Genomic DNA, 18,737 nt, shown 5'->3' with positions numbered 1-18,737 from the left:
ACGCCGCCACCCGGCCGCCGGTCCTGCCCACCTTGCTCGGCCTCGGCCCGCGCGCCGAGCGCCGCCGCCGCGCCCTGCCCGCGGGCCTCCTGCGGCTGCCCACCATCGGCGTCGACATCGGCGGCACCAAGGTCGTCGCGGGCGTGGTGGACGGCGAGGGCAAGGTGCTGGAGAAGCTGCGCACCGACACCCCCGACAAGAGCAAGAGCGCCAAGGTCGTCGAGGACGTCATCGTCGAGCTGGTGCTCCAGCTCGCCGACCGGCACGACGTCCACGCGGTCGGCATCGGCGCGGCCGGCTGGGTCGACGCCGACCGCTCCAAGGTGCTCTTCGCCCCGCACCTCAACTGGCGCAACGAGCCGCTCCAGGAGGTGCTCAGCGAGCGGCTGCGGTTCCCGGTGATCGTCGAGAACGACGCCAACGCCGCGGCCTGGGCCGAGTGGCGCTTCGGCGCCGGGCGCGGCGAGGACCACATGGTGATGCTCACCCTCGGCACCGGCATCGGCGGCGCCGTCGTCCGCGACGGCCACGTCGACCGCGGCAAGTACGGGCTGGCCGGCGAGTTCGGGCACATGCAGGTGGTGCCGGGCGGCCACCGCTGCCCCTGCGGCAACCGGGGCTGCTGGGAGCAGTACTCCTCCGGCAACGCCCTGGTGCGCGACGCCCGCGAACTGGTCGCCGAGGAGTCCCCGGTGGTCCAGCCGCTGCTCGCCCGGGCCGGCGGCACCGTCGAGGGCATCACCGGCCCGCTGGTCACCGAGGCCGCGCGGGCCGGCGACCCGACCGCCACCGAGCTCCTCTACGAGGTCGGCACCTGGCTCGGCGTCGGCATCGCCAACCTGGCCGCCGCCCTCGACCCCGGCCGCTTCGTCATCGGCGGCGGCGTCTCCGAGGCCGGCGACCTCCTCCTCGCCCCCGCCCGCGACACCTTCCGCCGCACCCTCACCGGCCGCGGCTTCCGCCCCGAGGCGACCATCGTGCACGCCGCCCTCGGCAACGAGGCCGGCCTGGTCGGCGCCGCCGACCTCGCCCGCCAGGTCGCCCGCCGCTTCCGCACCATCAAGCGCCGCCGGGTGGAGCGCAGCGTCCCGTAGGGCCTGTCCCGGCGCGCGGCGGAGTGGGAAGTCGGCCGGTCCGACTTCCCGCTCCGGGTCAGGCCGCGCGACCGGGCCGCCCGGGCACCGCACCAGCGCGCCCTTTCCCGTGGCACCGCACCCGGAACGCGGTCTCCCGTCCCGCCCGTCTCCGGTGGCCGTACGTCAACTACCCGTTGGTAGCAATGCGGACCTGTTGTCGCGGCCATGGCTCCTGTGAAACAACGGAGTTGACGTCGACTCAGGAGGCATTTCCGGATGAGAGCCCTGGCCCGCATCGCCCCGCCGCTCCTGCTTGCCACCGCCCTGGTCTGCTCCGTCGCGGGGCCGGCCACCGCGGCGGGGCCACCAGTGCAGTCGCCGCCCAAGGTGCCGGAGGCGGTGGGGTGGGGCGGCGCGGTCGCCAGCGTGGACGCCGACGCCACCGCCGCCGGGATCGAGGTGCTGCGCAAGGGCGGGAACGCGGTGGACGCCGCGGTCGCCGTCGCGGCGGCGCTCGGGGTCACCGAGCCGTACTCGGCCGGGATCGGCGGCGGCGGGTACTTCGTCTACTACGACCACGCCACCGGGCGGGTCTCCACCATCGACGGCCGGGAGACGGCCTCCCGGACGGCCGACGAGGGGCTCTTCCTGGAGGGCGGCAAGCCGCTGCCGTTCGCCGACGCCGTCACCAGCGGGCTGTCGGTCGGCGTGCCCGGCTCCCCGGCGACCTGGGAGACGGCCGTCCGGCTCTGGGGCAGGCGCTCCTTCGCCGACGCGCTGAAGCCCGCCCAGCGGATCGCCGACCAGGGCTTCACCGTCGACCAGACCTTCCAGGACCAGACGGCGCTCAACCAGGCCAGGTTCAAGGACTTCCCCGACACGGCGAAGCTCTTCCTCCCCGGCGGCGACCTCCCCGTCGTCGGCTCCACCTTCCGCAACCCCGACCTGGCCGCCACCTACCGGCAGCTCGGGAAGGAGGGCACCAAGGCGCTCTACCAGGGCGACCTCGCCACCGACATCGTCCGGACCATCCAGCACCCGCCGGTCGACCCGGCCTCCGGGCGCAACGCCCGCCCCGGCCGGGTGGACGCCACCGACCTGGCCGGCTACCAGGCGAAGCGCCAGCAACCCACCCACGTGGCCTACCGCGACTACGACCTGTACTCGATCGCCCCGTCCAGCTCCGGCGGCACCACCGTCGGCGAGGCGCTCGGCATCCTGGAGGACGGCGAGGTCGGCCGGTACGACGGCACGCAGTACTACCACCACTTCCTGGACGCCTCCCGGATCGCCTTCGCGGACCGCAACCGCTGGGTCGGTGACCCGGCCTTCAACGACGTGCCGGTGAAGGAGCTGCTCTCCGAGCGCTACGCCGCGTCCCGGGCCTGCCTGATCAGCCCCGACCGCGCCCTCACCAGCCCGCTCGCCCCCGGCGACCCGCGCCACCCGGCCGCCTGCGCGAGCGCCGGCCCCGCGCCCGCCGCCGAGCCGTACGAGGGCCTCAGCACCAGCCACCTGACCGTGGCCGACCGGTGGGGCAACGTCGTCTCCTACACGCTCACGCTGGAGCAGACCGGCGGCAGCGGCATCACCGTCCCCGGCCGCGGGTTCCTGCTCAACAACGAGCTGACCGACTTCAACTTCACCCCGCTCACCCCCGGGGTGCCCGATCCCAACCTGCCCGGCCCGGGCAAGCGTCCCCGCTCCTCGCTCTCGCCGACCATCGTGCTGCGCGACGGCGAGCCCGTGCTGGCAGCGGGCTCGCCCGGCGGCGCGACCATCATCACCACCACCCTCCAGGTGCTGCTCGGCCGCCTCGACCGGGGGCTGAGCCTGGAGCAGGCGATCGCCGCGCCTCGCGCCAGCCAGCGCAACACGGCCGCCACGCAGGCCGAGCCGGCCTTCCTCGCCCTGCCCGAGCGGGCCCGGCTGGAGGCGCTCGGCCACGTGTTCGCGAGCACGCCCGAGATCGGCGCCGCGACCGGCGTCGAACGGCTGCCGGACGGCCGCTGGGTGGCGGCCGCCGAACCGGTCCGCCGCGGCGGCGGCGCGGCGGCGGTGGTGCGGCCCGCCCCCTGAGGCGCCGGCCCGCGCCCGGGGCCGGGCCGGTTTGTCGGTGGGCGGCGGTAGATTCGGGGTGGGCGTCCTGCGGGCGCCCACCCGTCGTCCGCACGACCCGACGAACCACCGTCCGAACCACCGGGAAGGCCGCCCGCCGTGACCGTCCGCATCGCCACCTGGAACATCAACTCCGTCACCGCGCGGCTGCCCAAGCTCCTCGAATGGCTGGAGAGCGCCAAGCCGGACGTGCTCTGCCTCCAGGAGCTCAAGTGCGCCGCCGACGCCTTCCCGTACGAGGCCGTGCGCGAGCTGGGCTACGAGACGGCCGCGCACGGCACCGGCCGGTGGAACGGCGTCGCCGTCGTCTCCCGGATCGGCCTGGACGACGTCGTGCGCGACCTCCCCGGCCAGCCCGGCTACCTCGCCGACGACGCCCTGCTGCCCGACGTCGAGCCGCGCGCCATCGCCGCCACCTGCGGCCCGGTCCGGGTCTGGTCGGTCTACGTGCCCAACGGCCGCGAGGTCGGCCACGCCCACTACCGCTACAAGCTGGAGTGGCTGGAGGCCCTGCGCCAGGCCGCGCTGGAGGACGCCGCCGGGCCGCGCCCGTTCGCCGTCCTCGGGGACTTCAACATCGCCCCGGCCGACGAGGACGTCTTCGACGTCGCCGCCTTCGAGGGCCTCACCCACGTCACCCCCGCCGAGCGCGCCACCCTCGCCGCCCTCGCCGAGGCCGGCCTCCAGGACGTCGTGCCCCGCCCGCTCAAGTACGACCGCCCCTACACCTACTGGGACTACCGCCAGCTGGCCTTCCCGAAGAACCGGGGGATGCGGATCGACCTCACCTACGGCAACAAGGCCTTCGCCGACGCCGTGACCGACAGCTACGTCGACCGCGAGGCCCGCAAGGGCAAGGGCACCTCCGACCACGCCCCGGTCGTGGTCGACCTGGACCTCTGACGCACTCCCGGTAGCGGGTCCTCCCTCGAACGGTCCAGAGCGGTGGCCGGGCGGGGGAGGGGTGCCTAGCGTCGGTGAATGACTGGGTGTGGTTGTTCGATCACGAGGACATCGGAGTCCCCGGCTACGCCCGAGAATCCCGGAGGTTCCGGCATGCGCCCCACGCGTACGGCCGCCGCCGCCCTGATCGGCGCGACAGTGCTGACCGGCCTGACGGCCCCCATCGCGCTGGCCAAGGACGGCGCCGCCACGGTCAGCCCATCCCAGGCCGCACCGGGCCAGACCGTGACGGTCACGGTCTCCTGCGAGAAGTCCGACAAGCCCGACGGCAAGACCATCACCGCCAACTCCCAGGCGTTCGAGGGCGGCCCGGCCACCCTCACGCTCGGCTCCGACGGCAAGCACACCGGCTCGGCCCGGCTGGCGGGCAAGTACAGCGGCGACAACAAGGTCGACGGCACCTGCCCCGACGGCGCCGCCTTCTCCACCAGCGTCACGGTGACCACCGTGTCCGCGTCGACGACCGATTCGTCGCCGGCCGGGAGCCTCGGCGAGTGGGGACAGGCCGCCGGGGAGTGGGCGGGCTCGCTCGGGCAGTCCGGCGCGGGCAGCCAGCAGATCGCCCCGCACGGCGCGGTGAAGACCGGCCTCGGCGGCTCGGTCGCCTCCAACCCGGCGGAGCTGGCCGGCGGTGCGGCGCTGGTCGTCGGCGGCATCGGCGGCTTCTGGCTGCTGCGGCGGCGGACCGGTGCCGGCTCCGCCTGAAGAGCCGCCGCCGGCGAGGCCGAGCGCGCCGGTGGTCGTGCGGTCGGCCGTCTGGTGCCGCCGGGCCGATGGCCCGGCGGCACCGTCCTGTTCCGGGAGGAGCCTCAGGCGGTGACGGCGCGGGCCCCCGGCCACTGCGGGGCGTCGGCGGCCCCTCCCGGCCCGGAGACCTCCGCGGACCCGGAGGCCTCCGCGGCGCGCAGGGCGCCGGTGGCGAGCAGGTACTGGGCCAGGATGTACGTGGCCATGATCCAGAACTGATGCCCCGGCAGCTCCCGCCACTTCGCCAGCTTGGTGGCGATCAGCGTGTCGGAGAGCAGGAAGAGCGCCCCGCCCACGCCCGTCCGCCACCCCAGCCCCGCCGAGGTGACCGCCGTCGAGGCGAGCAGCAGGCTGTACCCGGCCACCGGGGCCTGGAGGTCGCCGAGATCCGGCCAGAGCCGCCCCACCATCGCCGCCCAGGCCGTCGCGTACGCGGCGGCGACGACCAGCGCCCGCCGCCGGTCGCTCAGCGCCCCCTGCCGGACGAACATCGTCACGTAGCAGACGTGTGCCGCCGCGAAGGAGCCCATGCCGGCCAGGAACGCGGTGTCGTCGCCGAGCTGGAGCAGCACGTCGCCGCCCCCGCTGAGCAGCAGCGCGGGCGCCAGCAGCTTCGGAGCCTCCCGGCCCGCCGTGGCGGCGGCCGTGACGCTGTGTGCGGCCAGCAGCGGCATCAGCGCCGGCTTGGTGGCGTGCCGCAGTACGGGCGTGTCGGTGAGGAGTGCGCCCAGGTGGGCGGCCGAGGTGGCGGCGAAGCCGGTGAGCAGCCCGGTGGCGCTGCGCAGGCGCCCGCCGAGAACGGCGCGGGTGGTGGTGCGGATGCTCATGCGGCGGTGTCCTCCGGGAGTTCGGGCGGGGCGGGCGGTGCTGCGGACGTGGCGCGGCGGGCCGGCCTGTTCGTTCGCACCCTAGGCGACCGGGCCCGAGTGGGGGAAGGGGCTTGTTACCGGCGCGTAGCGGCCGTCGGGCCCGCGGGGTGACGCGGCGGCGGGCGGGGCGCCGCGGTGGTGGACGGGGCGCCGAGGTGACGGGCGGGGCGGCGTGGTGACCGGCTGGGCGACGTCGCACCGGGGCACGGCCGGCCAATTCGGTACCGGGTCCCCTTGCTGCCAGCGGGGGCCGGGCCCACCGTCTAGTCTGGTCAACGACATGGAGCAGCAGGAGTACGCGGCCGGCGCCACGCAGGTGGCCGGCGGCACGTCGGACGGGCGCGCGGGCGGGGCGGGGCGGGGCACCACCGACGCCGTCGTCGCCGTACGCGAAGCCGGGCTTGACACTCCGCAGGAGGCCGGCCCGGCCGCGGAGGCCGCCGGACTCTCGCCCGACCCGGGACTGCTCCGGCTCGCCCGGTGGTTCGCCGAGGCCGGCCCCGGCGCCGCCGACGACCTCTGCACCGCCTCCTTCGGCCTCTACCCCGCCCGCCACTTCGGCGTCCCCGCGGAGCCGGCCGCCGGCCCCGCACCCGGCCCGCCCGGGGCCGAGATCAGCTGGTGGCACGGCCCCACCGCGCACGCGCCCGCCGCGCTGCGCGCCCGCGAGGCCCGCGCGGCGCGCGGCCTGCGCCGGGCCCGGCGCGACACGGGCGCGTCGACCGTCGTCCCCTCGGGTGCGAAGCCGGGCACGCCCGGCAAGCACCGCAAGCCCGAGCAGTCGCGCTCCTCCGCGGCCGGCACGCAGGACCGTTCCGCCGCCGCCGAGCGCCGGATCGCCGCCCGCCTGCTGCTGGCCCACCCACTGGTGACCGCCTCCGGGCCGCACGCCGACGGGTTCCCACTAATCCGCCGTCACCGCGACTGGCTCACCGAGCGGTTCGACACCCTGCTCGGCTACCGCCTGGTGGTCGGCCCCTGGCACGCCCGCCTCTGCAAGGCGGGCCTCGGCCCGGGCGCCGCCCGCCGGCTCGAACACCCCGGCACGGGCGCCCCGTTCACCCCCGGTGGCTACGCCCAACTCGCCCTCGCCCTGGCCCTGCTGGTCGACGCGCCCGAGCAGCTCCCGCTCGGCCGGCTGCTCGCCGCGATGCGCGCCGCCGCATCCGTGCAGGACCGTGCCGACGTCCCCGCCGACCTCGCCATGGCGTTCGCCACCCTCGCCGACTGGCAGGTGCTCGCGGACATACCCGTGGACCTCGCCGAGGAGGGCGCCGTCCTGACGGTCGACCGCGAGCTGGCCCGCGCCGTCCCCGCCGGGACACCCGCCCTCGCCGCCGACGCCGCCGGCCTGATCCGCCGCGCCGGCGAGGCCGAGCCCGGCACCGCCGTCCGCCGCCGCCTCGCCGAGACCCCGGCCGTCCTCGCCGCCGACCTGACCGAGGACCAGCGCGCCTGGCTCCGCGACCACGGCCACACGGGCCCCGCCGCCCTCGCCGACTTCCTCGGCCTGGAGGCCGAGATCCGGGCCGAGGGCGTCGCCCTGGTCGACCCCGCCGACGAGCTCACCGACCTCGCCCTGCCCGGGGCCGGCACCGTGGCCCAGGCGGCCCTGCTGCTGGTCGAGCGTCTCGTCGAGGAGGTCCGACCGCTCCCCGGCGAGGCCACCGGCGCGGACGTCCCCGTCCCGGACGCGCTGATAGACGGCGCCCTGGGCGACCTCGCCGACGAGTACGGCCTCCCGGCCGGCTGGCGCCGCGACTACCTCGCCGACCGCACCGCCCTGCGCCGCGACACCCTCGACCTGCTCCACCGGATGGGCCTGCTCGCACCCACCCCCCGCGGCACCCGCCCCCCGGGCTGGCTCCTCCGCGCCCCCGCCGCCCGCTACGCCCCGGCCGCCGACCTCCTCCCGGCCCCGGGCACCGGCCGGCACTCCCGCCGGGACGCCACGGTCACCATCCCCACCCCGGTCGGGCCGCGCGAGGAACAGCGGGCCTGAGGGTCAGAGTCGGGCGACTCTCAGGCGTCCGCCGGAGATGCGTTCGATGTCGTCGACGTCGGACGTGTAGACGACGACCCTGCCGGACTGCCGAAGTGCGACGGCGACCAGTGCGGCGTCGATCGCGTACTTGTGGCCGTGCAACCCGGCGTCCCGGAGGAGGACGACCGCCTCCTCGGCGACCTCCTGGGTGACCGGCTCGACGACGATGCGGGAGAGGGTCCAGTTCCAGGCGGCCTTGTTGATGCGCTCATGATGCGCCTCGATCATGGTCATCGAGCTGGTGACGACTCGGATTCCGCTCCGTGCTGCGTCCTTGAGTCGCGCACCCATGGATGTGGTGCCCAGTGCCCCCTGGGACAGGCCCTCGGAGTCGAGAACGTAGACGAGGTCGGTGTTCAACTGGCCCGCCGTTCCTGTTCCAGTACGCGCGCCTCGCGGGCGGCGAACCAGGCGTCGTGTTCGTGCCGCTCGGCCTCGGCCTCACGCAGCGCTTCGTCGGGGACCGGGCCGTACTCGGACTCCCACCAGCCCACCAGTTCGTTCAGTCTGTCCCGCTCGGCCTGGCGCTCTATGGCCTGCGTGACATACCGGCTGAACTCGCCCGGGCCGACCTGGGCGCGGATCTGCTCCGCGAGCTTCTCAGGCAGGGTCACGGTGTACTTCTTGGTCGTAGCCATACCACGGACCATACCACGGTCGAATGTGGCCCGGATCACATCACCGGCTGGCCGGTGCCGCGGCCACGGGGGCGTGCTGGACGGTTTCGACGGTGGCGCCGACGCCGAAGGTGCCGAGGGCGACGGAAGCGAGGACGGCGGCGCAGGCCAGGAATCGGCGGTGGCGCTGGGGGAGCGGGAAGCGCGGATCCTGGAGGGTCGCCGGAGGGTTGGCGTTCATGTCAGGGAGCGTTCCAGGGCGGTGTGAACGATCGCTACGCGTGGGTGAAGTCCGGATGGGGGGCGGGCGTCGGTTCGTCCCGGGAGGGCCCGCGTGCGCGGGGCCGGTCGCGCGGGCCGGTGTGCGCGGGCCGGTGTGCGGCCCCACGCCGTGCGGAGTGGGGCCGCGGCCGTCATTCCGACGGAGGGCGGTCGCCACGCCGGGCGCCGGCGTCGGCCATGGCCTCGCCGACGGCGACCCGGACGGCGTCGCGCAGGCCGTGCACGGGGTGGAGGCGGGACGGGCCGGCCGCCGGATCCTTGCGGAGCTCCTTCAGCAGGGAGACGCAGAGCAGCAGCATGACCACGACGAACGGCAGGACTACCAGGACGGTGGCGTGCTGCGGCGCGGTGAGCCCGCCGGTCGGCAGCAGTGCGGCCGCGACCGGCCTGGGGCGCGGGTGCAGCGGGCCGCGGTGGGAGAGCGAGCCGAGGACGAGCGAGGCGGAGCCGGCGCTGGTGATGAAGAAGGTCATCACCATCAGCACCGCGACCACGCCGGTGACCGGGCCGCCCGGCAGGGGGCGCAGCATTTCGAACAGCGAGGCCTCGGCGCCCTGCGGGATGGTGGCACGGGGGCCCTCCCACGGCGTACTGGGTGGCCGGCGACACGATCGGAAGATTGAGACATGTCGTACTGCGTCCAGCTCGCAGGGGGAGACGGGGGAGACGGCGGAGGGCACGCCGGGAGGAGGCGCGCCCGCGCGGTCCCGTGGCGGCCCGTCAGGCGGCGGCGTACACCGGCGGCGCCTGTTCGGCGGCCACGTGTGTGGTGGGGACGGCGGTGTCGAGGTAGCGGGCGAGCGCCTGCCGGCTGCGGGTCAGCTCGCCGATGCGGGCGTCGAGATCGGAGAGTTCGCCGCGCAGGGTGCCGAGCAGGTCGGGGCAGGCCTCCAGGGCGGGGAGGGGGCCGGTGGCGCACGGCAGGATCTCGGCGATCACCCGGGTGGACAGGCCCGCCGCCAGCAGGCCGCGGACCTGTCGCACCCGGACCAGGGCGTCCTCGCCGTACTCGCGGTAGCCGGCGGCAGACCGCTCCGGGTGGAGCAGGCCCTGCTCCTCGTAGTACCGCAGGAGGCGGGTGGACACCCCGGTCAGGCGGGCGAGTTCTCCGATGCGCATGATCACCGGAACGCCCGCCCGCCCGACGCTGTTCCCTCCGGGCCGGGGCCGGGGTCGTTCCCGGTGGTTCCGGCGGCTGAGGTGGCTCCCGGCGGGCCGGTTACTCCGCGGGGCCGGTGAGGAAGTCCAGGATCAGCTTGCGCAGTTCGGGCAGCTGCTCGACGACGGCCATGTGGCCGGCGGCCAGCTCCGTGAACCGGGCGCCCGGGATGCCGTCGGCCAGGGCGCGGTGCTGGCTGGGCTGCACCAGCATGTCCTCGGTGGGGCTGATCACCAGCGTCGGCACCGCGATGGAGCCCAGCTCGTCCCGCACGTTCAGCGAACCCACCAGTTCGAACTGCTGCCGGGAGGCGGCCGGAAGGGGGGTGAGCAGGTTGGCGTGCAGGCCGGCGAGCTGCTCGGGGGTGAGCGAGCTGACCCAGCTCGACCCGAAGACCACCGAGAGCAGGAAGCGTGCCATCAGCTCCGGCTGGTCGGCCAGGCCGACGGCCAGCTCGGCCGTGATCCGCAGGCGGTGGTCGCCGCCGGCCACCCCGGCTACCAGGAGCAGCGAGCGGACCCGCTGCGGGTGGCGGTTCACGGCGCGGACGGCCACGGCGGCGCCCAGCGAGTAGGCGGCCAGGTCGAAGGTCTCCAGGCCCTCCTCGACGGCGGCCGCGACGAGCCGGTCCGCCAGCTCGTCCAGGGTGGGCGCCACCGGCTCGAACGGGGAGTCGCCGGAGCCGGGGAAGTCCGGGGCGACGACGGTGCGGTGGGCGGCGAGGTCCTCCAGAAGCGGGCCCCAGTTGTTGACGCCGCTGCCGGCGGCGCCGTGGGCGAGCAGCAGACCGGGGCCGGAGCCGACGACGGTCCGGGCGAGCGGGGCGGGGGTGGCGGGCTTCTCGGTCATGACGGGTGGCTCCTCAACGGCCGTTGGTTTTTCCTTCGCTCACGACAGTACGTGTTCACACCGATGTGAAGGTCAACATTCCGGATCAACTCCGTTCGCAGGAAGCCGTGATGACGCCTCGACGGGAACGCGGTGTCGCCCCGGCGAACCTCCGGAACGGCTGACGCGGGGTGCGCGACTGCCCGGTGATCCGGGGCGTGACCGGGGGATTCCGCGCCGAGAGGCCGCCCGGGCGGCGCGCCGCCCGGGTCTCGTCCACAGCCCCGCGCCGGGCGCTGCGCCGGGCTCCGCGACGAGCCGCGGGCCGACAACCGGACACGCTGGAGCACCGACTGGCGCCCGAGCGGCCGGGCCCCCAACGAGCTGCGCGCCCGCGCGACGACTCCACGGCACCTGATCACGGCGGCCCGGGCGGGCGGCCGGCCGCTCAGCCGGCGGGCTGGACCTCGTACGGGGCCGGGTACGGCGTCTCGTACGGGGCCAGCACCAGCCGCACCACGTCCTCCAGCCGCCGCCGGGCGTCGCCGAGCGTGGTGCGGCCGGTCACCCAGGCGGTCAGCTCGCCCTGCCAGGCGTGGCCGACGATGTGCCGCACCAGGTCGCTCGCGGCGGCCGGGACCTCGCCCATCACCGCCTGGAGCGCGGTGCTGTCGGCGCGGGCCATGCCCTGGAGCGCCTCGCTGGCGAAGGGGTCGGTGGAGGCGGCGACGGCCACCCGGAGCCGGGCCAGCTCGGGCTGGCGCTGGTAGGCGCGCATGCCGCCGCGGACGAAGCGCACCACCCGGTCGGTGGCGGCCGGCCCGGCCCGAGGGCCGCGCAGCTCCGCCACCAGGTCGGCCAGGAGCAGCCGGTGCCACTCGGCGATCGCCGCCGCCAACAGATGGTCCTTGGAGGAGAAGTAGCGGTACGCCGTCCCCAGGGCGACTCCGGACCGCTCGCAGACCTGCTTCATCTGCAGCCGCTCGACGCCGATCTCGTTCACCAGGGCGAGTGCGGCCGCGATCAGGGACTCGCGGCGTTCGAGCTGACGCGGAGACATCGTCTCCACCGGCCGTGGTGACAGGTCAACCTTGGTCACCCGCACCATGATACGGCTCTGGGCCGCTCAGGAGTATGACGCCGACCGGTCGCCCCTCGTTCGCCCGCCGTCCACCGGGCTCCGGGCCCGGTGGAGGCGCCGGTCAGCGCTTCCGGGCCGAGCGGTCGCGGAGCAGCGCCTCCTGGACGGCGGAGGCCACCAGCCGGCCCTCCCGGTCGTAGAACTCGCCGAGCGCCAGGCCCCGGCCGTCCGAGGAGGAGGGGCTGCGCTGGGCGAACAGCAGCCACTCGTCGGCCCGGAACGGACGGTGGAACCACATCGCGTGGTCCAGCGAGGCCATGATCAGCCTCGGCGCCTCGGCACGCTGGAAGAAGTTCGGCTGGACGTGCAGCCCCGCCGTCGAGGCCAGCGTGAGGTCCGAGAGGTAGGTGAGCGCGCAGGCGTGCAGCAGCGGGTCGTCGTCGGGCAGCGGGGAGTCGGTGCGCAGCCAGACGAACTGCTGCGGCATGCCGGGCACGGCGGCGGGCACGCCGGGCGCGTCCGGCGGGACGAACCGCAGCTCCAGGGAGCCGAAGCCGCTGGAGCGGGTCAGCTCGGCGCGGGCCGCCTCGTCCCAGAGCGAGAGCGCGTCCGGCAGTTCCTCGGGGCCGGGCAGCAGCGGCATCTCCCGGTGGCGGTCGGCCGCGGGCTCGGGCCGCTTGAAGGAGGCGGAGAGCGTGAAGATCGCATCGCCGCCCTGGACCGCCGTCACCCGGCGGGTGACGTACGACATGCCCTGGCGGACCCGGTCGACCTCGTAGCGGATCGGGCGGGTCGGGTCGCCGGGGAGCAGGAAGTAGCCGTGCAACGAGTGCACCGGGCGGTCGGGCCCGACGGTGAGCCCGGCGGCTGTCAGCGCCTGCGCGGCGACCTGGCCGCCGAAGGCGCGCATCGGGGCGCCGGCATGGCACCGGCCCCGGAACGTGTTCTCGTCCAGCCGCTCGATCCGCAGCAGCTCGGCGAACGGGCCTGCGGTGTCGCTGGCCCGTCTCTCCTGTTCGGTCACGTCGGTCACCGGCCCATAGTGGCAGAAGCCAACGGTCCGATGGTGTGACCTGGGTAACCCTTTCGGGCGAACATCGGTGTAGAACCTGTTCCAGTGACGGGGTTCTCCCGACGGATTGTCAGTACCGCCTCCTAGCGTCCTCGGCATGTCGCAAGCCGCATACGCGTACGCCTATCTGCGCCCGTCCGCCGTCCTCGACGGTGCCGACGGCCCGCGCCTCGCCCTGGAGACCTCCGGTGGTGTCACGCCCCTCGGGGCGGTCGCCAACCCGCGCTTCTTCGCGGGCTTCCTGGCCGACCCGGCGCCGGCCGCCGCCGCGCTGCTCGCGGTCGCCGACGTCGCCGCCGCCCGCTACTACCAGCCCCGGCTGCGCGCCTCGCTCGACCCCGTGGTGACCGCCAACGGCGACCGGCTGCGGTTCGAGTCCTTCTCCGGCTGCTGCGGCGTCTACGCCCGGCTCGACGTGCTCGGGGCCGGGCTCGACGGGGACGAGATCGGCCACGGCACCACCAACGTCGACGTCAACAACCCGCTGCGCGAGGCGCTCACCCGGATCGGCCCGGGTGACCCGCTGCACCTCGCCGTCGGCCCGGACGCCCTGGAGGTCACCACCTTCGACGGGCCGGTCGTCGAGAAGAAGGTGCCGTTGCCCGAACGCTGGCTGCGCGGCTTCGCCGAGACCCAGGTGACGGCGGCCGGGTTCGACCTGCGCGCCGAGCTGCCCGCCGCCGAGGCCGTCCGCTTCCTGCGCTCGCTGCCGCGCGGCGGCCGGGGCGGCGCGCGCACCGTCCAGTGGATCGTCCCGGCCGGGCGGACGCTGCGCCCGACCACCCGGCCGGTTCCCGGGGCGGTCTGCCTGCCCGGGCCGGAGCGGCTGGCCGCCCTGCAGCGGGTGCTGCGGCACGCGTCGGCGCTGCGGGTCTACGGGCCGGTGGCGGGCGACGGCCCGGCCGCCTCGGCCTGGGAGGTGGTGCTGCCCGGCATGCGGCTCACCCTCACCCTGTCGCCCGACGTCTCGCGCGGCTTCTCCGGCGAGGGCGGGGTGCTCGGAGCGCTGGCCACCGGCACCGCCGAGCAGGACGCCGAGCTGGTCGCCGTCCTGCTGGCCTGGGAGCCGCGGATCGAGATCGCCGAGCTCGCCGAGCAGTCCGGGCTCACCCCGGCCCGGGTGCGGGCCGCGCTCACCCGGCTCGGCACCGCCGGGCAGATCGGCTACGACACCGCCGAGGCCGCGTACTTCCACCGGCAGCTGCCCTATGAGGCCGGCCGGGCCGAGGCGCGCAACCCGCGGCTGCGGGCCGCCCACGCGCTGGTCGCGGCGGGCGCGGTCCGGCTGGAGGCGGGCGGTGAGCTCGCCACGGTGACGGTGGACGACCACATCCAGCGGGTCCGGACGGACCGGGCGGGGGCGGTGAGCTGCACCTGCCTCTGGTGGGCCAAGTACCGGGGCGGGCGCGGACCGTGCAAGCACGCGCTGGCGGTCGGGATGGTCCGGGAGAACGCGACGAACGCGTCGGACACGGTGGAGGCGGGCGCATGAACGGCGTCGAGGAACTGGTGACGGCGGTCCGCGAGGGCCGGACGCCGCAGCTGCCGGCCCTGGTGGCGGCGCTCGGCCCGGCCGAGCGGCGGGCCTGCCTGCCCGCGCTCAAGGAGCTGCGCAAGCAGGTCCGGGGGGAGTGGTCGAAGGAGGCGTCGGCGCAGTCCGGGGCACTCCTGGTCGCCGGCGCGGGCTGCCACGCCGGGCCGGCCGGCGCCGCCACCTGGATCGGCGGGCGGGACTTCGCCGGCCGCTCCTGGGCCCGCCACCCGGCGCTCGCCCAGGTGGTCTCGGCGCAGCCGGCCGAGTGGCAGGTCGAGGTGGTCACCCGGCTCGCGGCGCGCCGAGGATCGGGCTGGAGCTGGGACCTCTACCCGCTGATCGAGCAGGTGGTCCGCCGGACGGGCTGCCCGGTGCCCGACACGGAGGCGTTCACCGCCGAGTGGCTGCGGCGGCTGGCGGACGGGGACGGCACCCGCGGCCGCGTCCGGACGCTGCTGGAGCGCATGCGCGAGGACGCCTTCACGCCGGTGCTGGTGCCCCGGGTGTTCGAGCTCGCCGACATCGGCTGGCAGCTCCAATTCAGGTTCACCGACCGGCCCGGTGACTGCTGGCCGGAGGCGGTGGCCGTGCTCGCGGCCGACGGCGGGCTGGACCGGGCCGACCTGATCGAGCGGTGCCTCGCCCGGCTGGTGCGCGGCGGCAAGCCCGGGGACCAGCGGGCCTTCCTCGCCGTCCTGACCGCCCTCGCGCCCACCCCGGAGGAGTACGCCGCCCGGGCGCGCAGCCTGGTCGCCCTGCTGGACGGGCTCTCCGCGGCGGCCGGCCACGCCCAGCGGACGCTGGCCGAACTGGACGCCGCCGGGCTGGTCGGGCCCGAGGTGCTGGTGGAGGCCTCGTCGGTGGTGCTGTTCCGGACGGAGAAGAAGCTCGTCCGCGCCCAGCTGGGCTGGCTGGACAGGACGGCGAAGCGTTCGCCGGAGCAGGCCGGGCCGGTGGTGCTGGCGGTGGCCGAGGCGTTCGGCCACCCCGACACCGCCGTCCAGGAGCGGGCGCTCAACGTGGTGGCGCGTCACCTCGGGGCGGCGGGCGAGGCGGTGCTGTCCGAGCTGCGCTCCGCCGCCGAGGGGCTCAACCCGGCCCACCACGCGCGCGCCGGGGAGCTGCTGGGCGCGCCGGTCGGCGGCGACGACCCGGATACCGGGTGGAGCGACATGCTGCCGCCCGCCCCGCTGCCGACACCGCTGGGCGGGCCGATCGCCACCGCGGCGGAGGTCGCCGAGGAGCTGTCCGCGCTGATGGCCGCCGCACAGCCGGACGTCGCGGTCTTCGAACGCACCCTGGACGGCCTGGTCCGGCACGCCCACCGCGACCGGGCGGCGCTGGCCGAGGCGCTGGAGCCGGTCCTGCGGGTGCACCGGTGGAGCGGCGTGGGCCGCTGGCACGACTGCGGGCCGGGCGACGTCCTGTACGTCGCGGCCGCCGTCGCCGGTCACGTCCACCCGCACGAGCGCGGCTTCGTCCTCCGCAAGAAGGACCGGAACCCGCTGCGCGGCGAGCACAACACGCCGTACGGCAACGTGCTGGCCGCCCGCCTCGCCGAGGCCGCCGAGCGGGTCACCGCCGACCGCCCGCCGCTGCTCCTCGCCACCCCGACCGATGCGACGGGTGCGCTGGCCGCCGCGGCCCTGGTCGAGCGGCTGGCCGTGTACGAGGCAGCGGGCTCGACGCCCGGTCAGGCCGACCTCCACGCGGCCCTGTTGCGGCTCGCCCCGGCCACCGACGAGGCCGTCCTCGCCGCCGCCGGGCGGCTGGCCTCGCCGGCCGGACGCTGGGTGGCGCGGTGGCTGCGCGACGGCGGAGTGCCCGCACTGCCCTCGGAGCGGGCGGTCTTCGCGCCCGGCCGGGGCGGAGGCGGCGGCCGTCCCTTCTGGGACCGCTGGTGGGAGGAGCTCACGCGGGTCTCCGTCGCCCAGCCCGGCCTCGGTGCCGGCCCCGAGGGCCCGGCCGGGCAGCGGCTCGGCGCGGAGTTCCGGGCCCTGCTCGACGCCACCGAGCCCAGTGTGGCCCGGGCCCGGAAGCAGAACGAGTGGCTCTGGCGGCCGACCGGGCACTGGGCCGCCATGCTCCCGCACCACCGGGAGGAACAGGCCGCCCGCTGGCTCGACTGGTTCGCCGACAGTGCGGACCGCGAGCGGCGCGGCGCGGCCGCCCTGCTCCCCGTCCTCGCCGAGGCGGGCGGCCGGGCCGGCCTCGCGCTCCACCTGGCCGTCGCCTACGGCCTGGGCGCGCGCTTCCCCGAGGACCGCACGGCCGCGGTCGACGCCCTGCTGGTCCTCGCCGCCCGCGGTGACCTCGACGGCGCCCTGCTCGGCCGCGAACTCGGCGAGCTGCTCTCCTGCGGGACCGTCAAACCGAACCGTCTCCTCGCGGCCCTCACCACCGCCGCCGGCACCGGCGCCTACGCCACCGTCTGGTCCGTCCTCGCCCCGGCGTTGCCGGCGCTCCTGGCCGGCGAGTCCGTCCGGGGCACGGCCGACCTCGTCGCCGTGGCGACGGACGCGGCGCGCCGCTGCGCGGCCCGCGGCCCGATACCCGAGGTGAGCGCGGTGGCGGCCCGGGCGGGGTCGGGCCGCCTGGTGAAGGAGGCGCGGTCGTTGCGCGAGGTGCTGGCCGGCTGAGGGGCGCCCGCCCGGGCCGGTCACGCCCGGTCCGGGCCGGCGGCCGTCCAGCCGGTCGACCCGGGGCCCGGCGGACCGGACCGTCACCGGTGGCCTGCCCGCCGGTGTTTGAGAACACTCGTTCTTGACTGGCCGTTCTCAAACCCCTACGGTCATCGGCATGGGAAGACCACGCGCCTTCGACGAGGACGAGGCCGTTCAGTCGGCAGCAGGGCTGTTCGCCACCCGGGGCTATGAAGGCACCTCGGTGGACGACCTGGTCACGGGGCTGGGGGTGCACCGGGGGAGCCTCTACAAGGTGTTCGGGAGCAAGCGCGGCCTCTATCTGGCAGCCCTGCGCCGGCACCTCGACCTGGAGGTGCTGCCCGTCGCGGCCGCCCTGTCCGAAGCACCCGACCTGTCCGCCGTGCTGACCCGGGCCGCCGCAGGGTTCGACGGCGGACCGGCCGCCGGGCTGCTGCTGTCCGCGGCGGTCGAGCGGGCCGGGAGCGACCCGGAGGTCGCCGCCCTCGTGGCGGAGGGCGTGGCCGCGCTCGACCGGGCGATCGGTCAGGTGCTCGGCGACGACCGGGCGGCGGGCGTGCTCGCCGCGGCCGTGCTCGGGCTGCGCGTGCGGGCCCGGGCCGGGGCCGACGCGCCCACGCCCGACGCCGTGCTGGCCCTCGCCGAACGGGTCGGCCCCACGGCCTGAGCCCCGGCCCGGGGCCCGCCGCGCAGAACTCCACCGCGCAGAACTCCACCGCGCAGAACTCCACCGCGCAGAACTCCACCGCGCAGAGCCCCACCGCGCAGAACTCCACCGCGCAGAACTCCACCGCGCAGAACTCCACCGCGCAGAGCCCCACCGCCCGGGTCCGACGGCCCCGGGTCCGACGGCCCCGGTCCCCACCATCCGGGCCCCCTCCCCACCCTCCTCGCAGTCGAAAGAACGAAGGGAACGCATCCATGGCCAACGTCAGCGTCACCGACGGCACCCTCGTGGTCGAGATCGCAGGTCTCGACCGGCTCTGGGCGATCAAGAGCCGGATCGAGATTCCGCTCGCCAACGTCCGGGGCGCCACGCTGGACCCGGGGATCCTCCGCGAGCCGAAGGGGATCCGGGTCGGCGGCACGCACTTCCCGGGGCTGATCACGGCCGGGACCTTCCGCTCGGGCGGCGAATGGGTCTTCTGGGACGTCAAGAACCCGGCCAAGGCGGTGGTGATCGAGCTGGCCGACGAGCGGTACAGCCGGCTGGTGATCGAGGTCGACGACCCGCGGGCGACGGTCGACCTGGTCGAGCTGGCCCGCTGCCCCGGGTGAGCCGGAGGCGGCGGGCCGGGGCACGCGGGTCGTCCGCCGCCGTGCCCCGCCCCGGGCACCTCGTGCACCCGGACACCTCGTGCACCCGGCAGCCGGACGCGACCTCGTCCGTGGTGGCCCTCCGGGCCGGGACTGCCGGGCTGTCCTCGACGGCCTGTTCGAAGGCCGGGAGGCCGGGAGGCCGGTCGACGTCGCGGTCCCGGTGACCACGGTGCCGGCCGCCTCCCACGCGCCGGCCGGGCCCGGGTTCGGAGACCTCCGTCGGTTCCGGGGCCCCGGAGCGCAGTTGCCGCCGGACGGCAGGGTGCCTGACGGCCGATCCGCCGCCGTGGAGCGGGGACGGTCTGCCTGAGGAGTGACGGCGACGGCCCGGCCGGGAGCGCGGAGAGGGGCCCGGAGTTCACGC

General features: G+C 76.0%; 18 protein-coding genes. 9 read left to right on the top strand and 9 right to left on the bottom strand.

Going from position 1 to position 18,737, the window contains the following annotated elements; translation table 11 throughout:
* The first annotated feature begins 32 nt into the window (after positions 1 to 32).
* The 4 genes from C2142_RS07875 to C2142_RS07860 all read left to right on the top strand — a co-directional run bounded on the left by C2142_RS07875 (position 33) and on the right by C2142_RS07860 (position 4,862).
* Positions 33 to 1,094: an ROK family glucokinase gene (locus tag C2142_RS07875; RefSeq protein WP_241003139.1), complete on the top strand. Its 1,062-nt coding sequence runs from the start codon at positions 33 to 35 to the stop codon at positions 1,092 to 1,094.
* A 258-nt stretch (positions 1,095 to 1,352) separates the two neighbouring features.
* On the top strand, positions 1,353 to 3,155 hold the full coding sequence (gene ggt / locus C2142_RS07870) for a gamma-glutamyltransferase (protein ID WP_148641722.1): 1,803 nt from the start codon (positions 1,353 to 1,355) through the stop codon (positions 3,153 to 3,155).
* A gap of 138 nt (positions 3,156 to 3,293) precedes the next feature.
* The gene (locus C2142_RS07865) at positions 3,294 to 4,097 is read left to right on the top strand and encodes an exodeoxyribonuclease III (RefSeq protein ID WP_148641721.1); all 804 of its coding nucleotides are present in this window, start codon (positions 3,294 to 3,296) and stop codon (positions 4,095 to 4,097) included.
* A 153-nt stretch (positions 4,098 to 4,250) separates the two neighbouring features.
* A complete protein-coding gene (locus C2142_RS07860; RefSeq protein WP_148641720.1) occupies positions 4,251 to 4,862 on the top strand; it encodes a hypothetical protein in 612 nt (203 codons plus the stop codon).
* A gap of 104 nt (positions 4,863 to 4,966) precedes the next feature.
* Here C2142_RS07860 and C2142_RS07855 read toward each other — a convergent pair whose 3' ends face one another.
* Entirely contained in the window at positions 4,967 to 5,731 is a 765-nt protein-coding gene (locus C2142_RS07855; RefSeq protein ID WP_148641719.1) for a lysoplasmalogenase, read from the bottom strand.
* A gap of 322 nt (positions 5,732 to 6,053) precedes the next feature.
* On the opposite strand from C2142_RS07855, the gene C2142_RS07850 reads away from it, so the two are divergent.
* A complete protein-coding gene (locus C2142_RS07850) occupies positions 6,054 to 7,775 on the top strand; it encodes a DUF2398 family protein (RefSeq protein ID WP_148641718.1) in 1,722 nt (573 codons plus the stop codon).
* 3 nt (positions 7,776 to 7,778) lie between these two features.
* On the opposite strand, the gene C2142_RS07845 is transcribed toward C2142_RS07850, so the two are convergent.
* From C2142_RS07845 to C2142_RS07810, 8 genes are all read right to left on the bottom strand, one after another.
* Positions 7,779 to 8,177: a hypothetical protein gene (locus C2142_RS07845; RefSeq protein ID WP_148641717.1), complete on the bottom strand. Its 399-nt coding sequence runs from the start codon at positions 8,175 to 8,177 to the stop codon at positions 7,779 to 7,781.
* The gene (locus tag C2142_RS07840; protein ID WP_241002442.1) at positions 8,174 to 8,455 is read right to left on the bottom strand and encodes a hypothetical protein; all 282 of its coding nucleotides are present in this window, start codon (positions 8,453 to 8,455) and stop codon (positions 8,174 to 8,176) included. The genes C2142_RS07845 and C2142_RS07840 overlap by 4 nt, the downstream gene beginning before the upstream one ends.
* Before the next feature lie 40 nt (positions 8,456 to 8,495).
* The gene (locus C2142_RS07835; RefSeq protein ID WP_148641715.1) at positions 8,496 to 8,675 is read right to left on the bottom strand and encodes a hypothetical protein; all 180 of its coding nucleotides are present in this window, start codon (positions 8,673 to 8,675) and stop codon (positions 8,496 to 8,498) included.
* A 172-nt stretch (positions 8,676 to 8,847) separates the two neighbouring features.
* Positions 8,848 to 9,246, bottom strand: coding sequence for a BCCT family transporter (locus C2142_RS07830; protein ID WP_148641714.1), 399 nt, complete (start codon positions 9,244 to 9,246; stop codon positions 8,848 to 8,850).
* A 190-nt stretch (positions 9,247 to 9,436) separates the two neighbouring features.
* On the bottom strand, positions 9,437 to 9,835 hold the full coding sequence (locus C2142_RS07825; RefSeq protein ID WP_148641713.1) for a MerR family transcriptional regulator: 399 nt from the start codon (positions 9,833 to 9,835) through the stop codon (positions 9,437 to 9,439).
* Between the two features lie 100 nt (positions 9,836 to 9,935).
* Positions 9,936 to 10,724: an alpha/beta fold hydrolase gene (locus C2142_RS07820; RefSeq protein WP_148641712.1), complete on the bottom strand. Its 789-nt coding sequence runs from the start codon at positions 10,722 to 10,724 to the stop codon at positions 9,936 to 9,938.
* 427 nt (positions 10,725 to 11,151) lie between these two features.
* On the bottom strand, positions 11,152 to 11,802 hold the full coding sequence (locus C2142_RS07815) for a TetR/AcrR family transcriptional regulator (RefSeq protein ID WP_206670930.1): 651 nt from the start codon (positions 11,800 to 11,802) through the stop codon (positions 11,152 to 11,154).
* A gap of 103 nt (positions 11,803 to 11,905) precedes the next feature.
* Positions 11,906 to 12,817 carry an acyl-CoA thioesterase II gene (locus C2142_RS07810; RefSeq protein WP_241002441.1) on the bottom strand — a complete coding sequence of 304 codons (912 nt, stop codon included), beginning with the start codon at positions 12,815 to 12,817 and terminating at the stop codon, positions 11,906 to 11,908.
* 136 nt (positions 12,818 to 12,953) lie between these two features.
* Between C2142_RS07810 and C2142_RS07805 the strand changes: the two genes are divergently transcribed.
* The 4 genes from C2142_RS07805 (at position 12,954) to C2142_RS07790 (ending at position 18,331) form a co-directional block, all read left to right on the top strand.
* Entirely contained in the window at positions 12,954 to 14,348 is a 1,395-nt protein-coding gene (locus tag C2142_RS07805; protein ID WP_148641709.1) for an SWIM zinc finger family protein, read from the top strand.
* Positions 14,345 to 17,029: a DUF6493 family protein gene (locus C2142_RS07800; RefSeq protein ID WP_148641708.1), complete on the top strand. Its 2,685-nt coding sequence runs from the start codon at positions 14,345 to 14,347 to the stop codon at positions 17,027 to 17,029. The genes C2142_RS07805 and C2142_RS07800 overlap by 4 nt, the downstream gene beginning before the upstream one ends.
* A gap of 160 nt (positions 17,030 to 17,189) precedes the next feature.
* A complete protein-coding gene (locus C2142_RS07795; protein ID WP_148641707.1) occupies positions 17,190 to 17,720 on the top strand; it encodes a TetR/AcrR family transcriptional regulator in 531 nt (176 codons plus the stop codon).
* Between the two features lie 254 nt (positions 17,721 to 17,974).
* The gene (locus tag C2142_RS07790; RefSeq protein WP_148641706.1) at positions 17,975 to 18,331 is read left to right on the top strand and encodes a hypothetical protein; all 357 of its coding nucleotides are present in this window, start codon (positions 17,975 to 17,977) and stop codon (positions 18,329 to 18,331) included.
* Positions 18,332 to 18,737: the final 406 nt, after the last annotated feature.

Origin of the sequence: Streptomyces sp. CB01881 (genome assembly GCF_002953255.1) — a bacterium.
GTDB lineage: Bacteria > Actinomycetota > Actinomycetes > Streptomycetales > Streptomycetaceae > Kitasatospora.
This window is presented reverse-complemented; position numbering and strand designations above follow the sequence as displayed.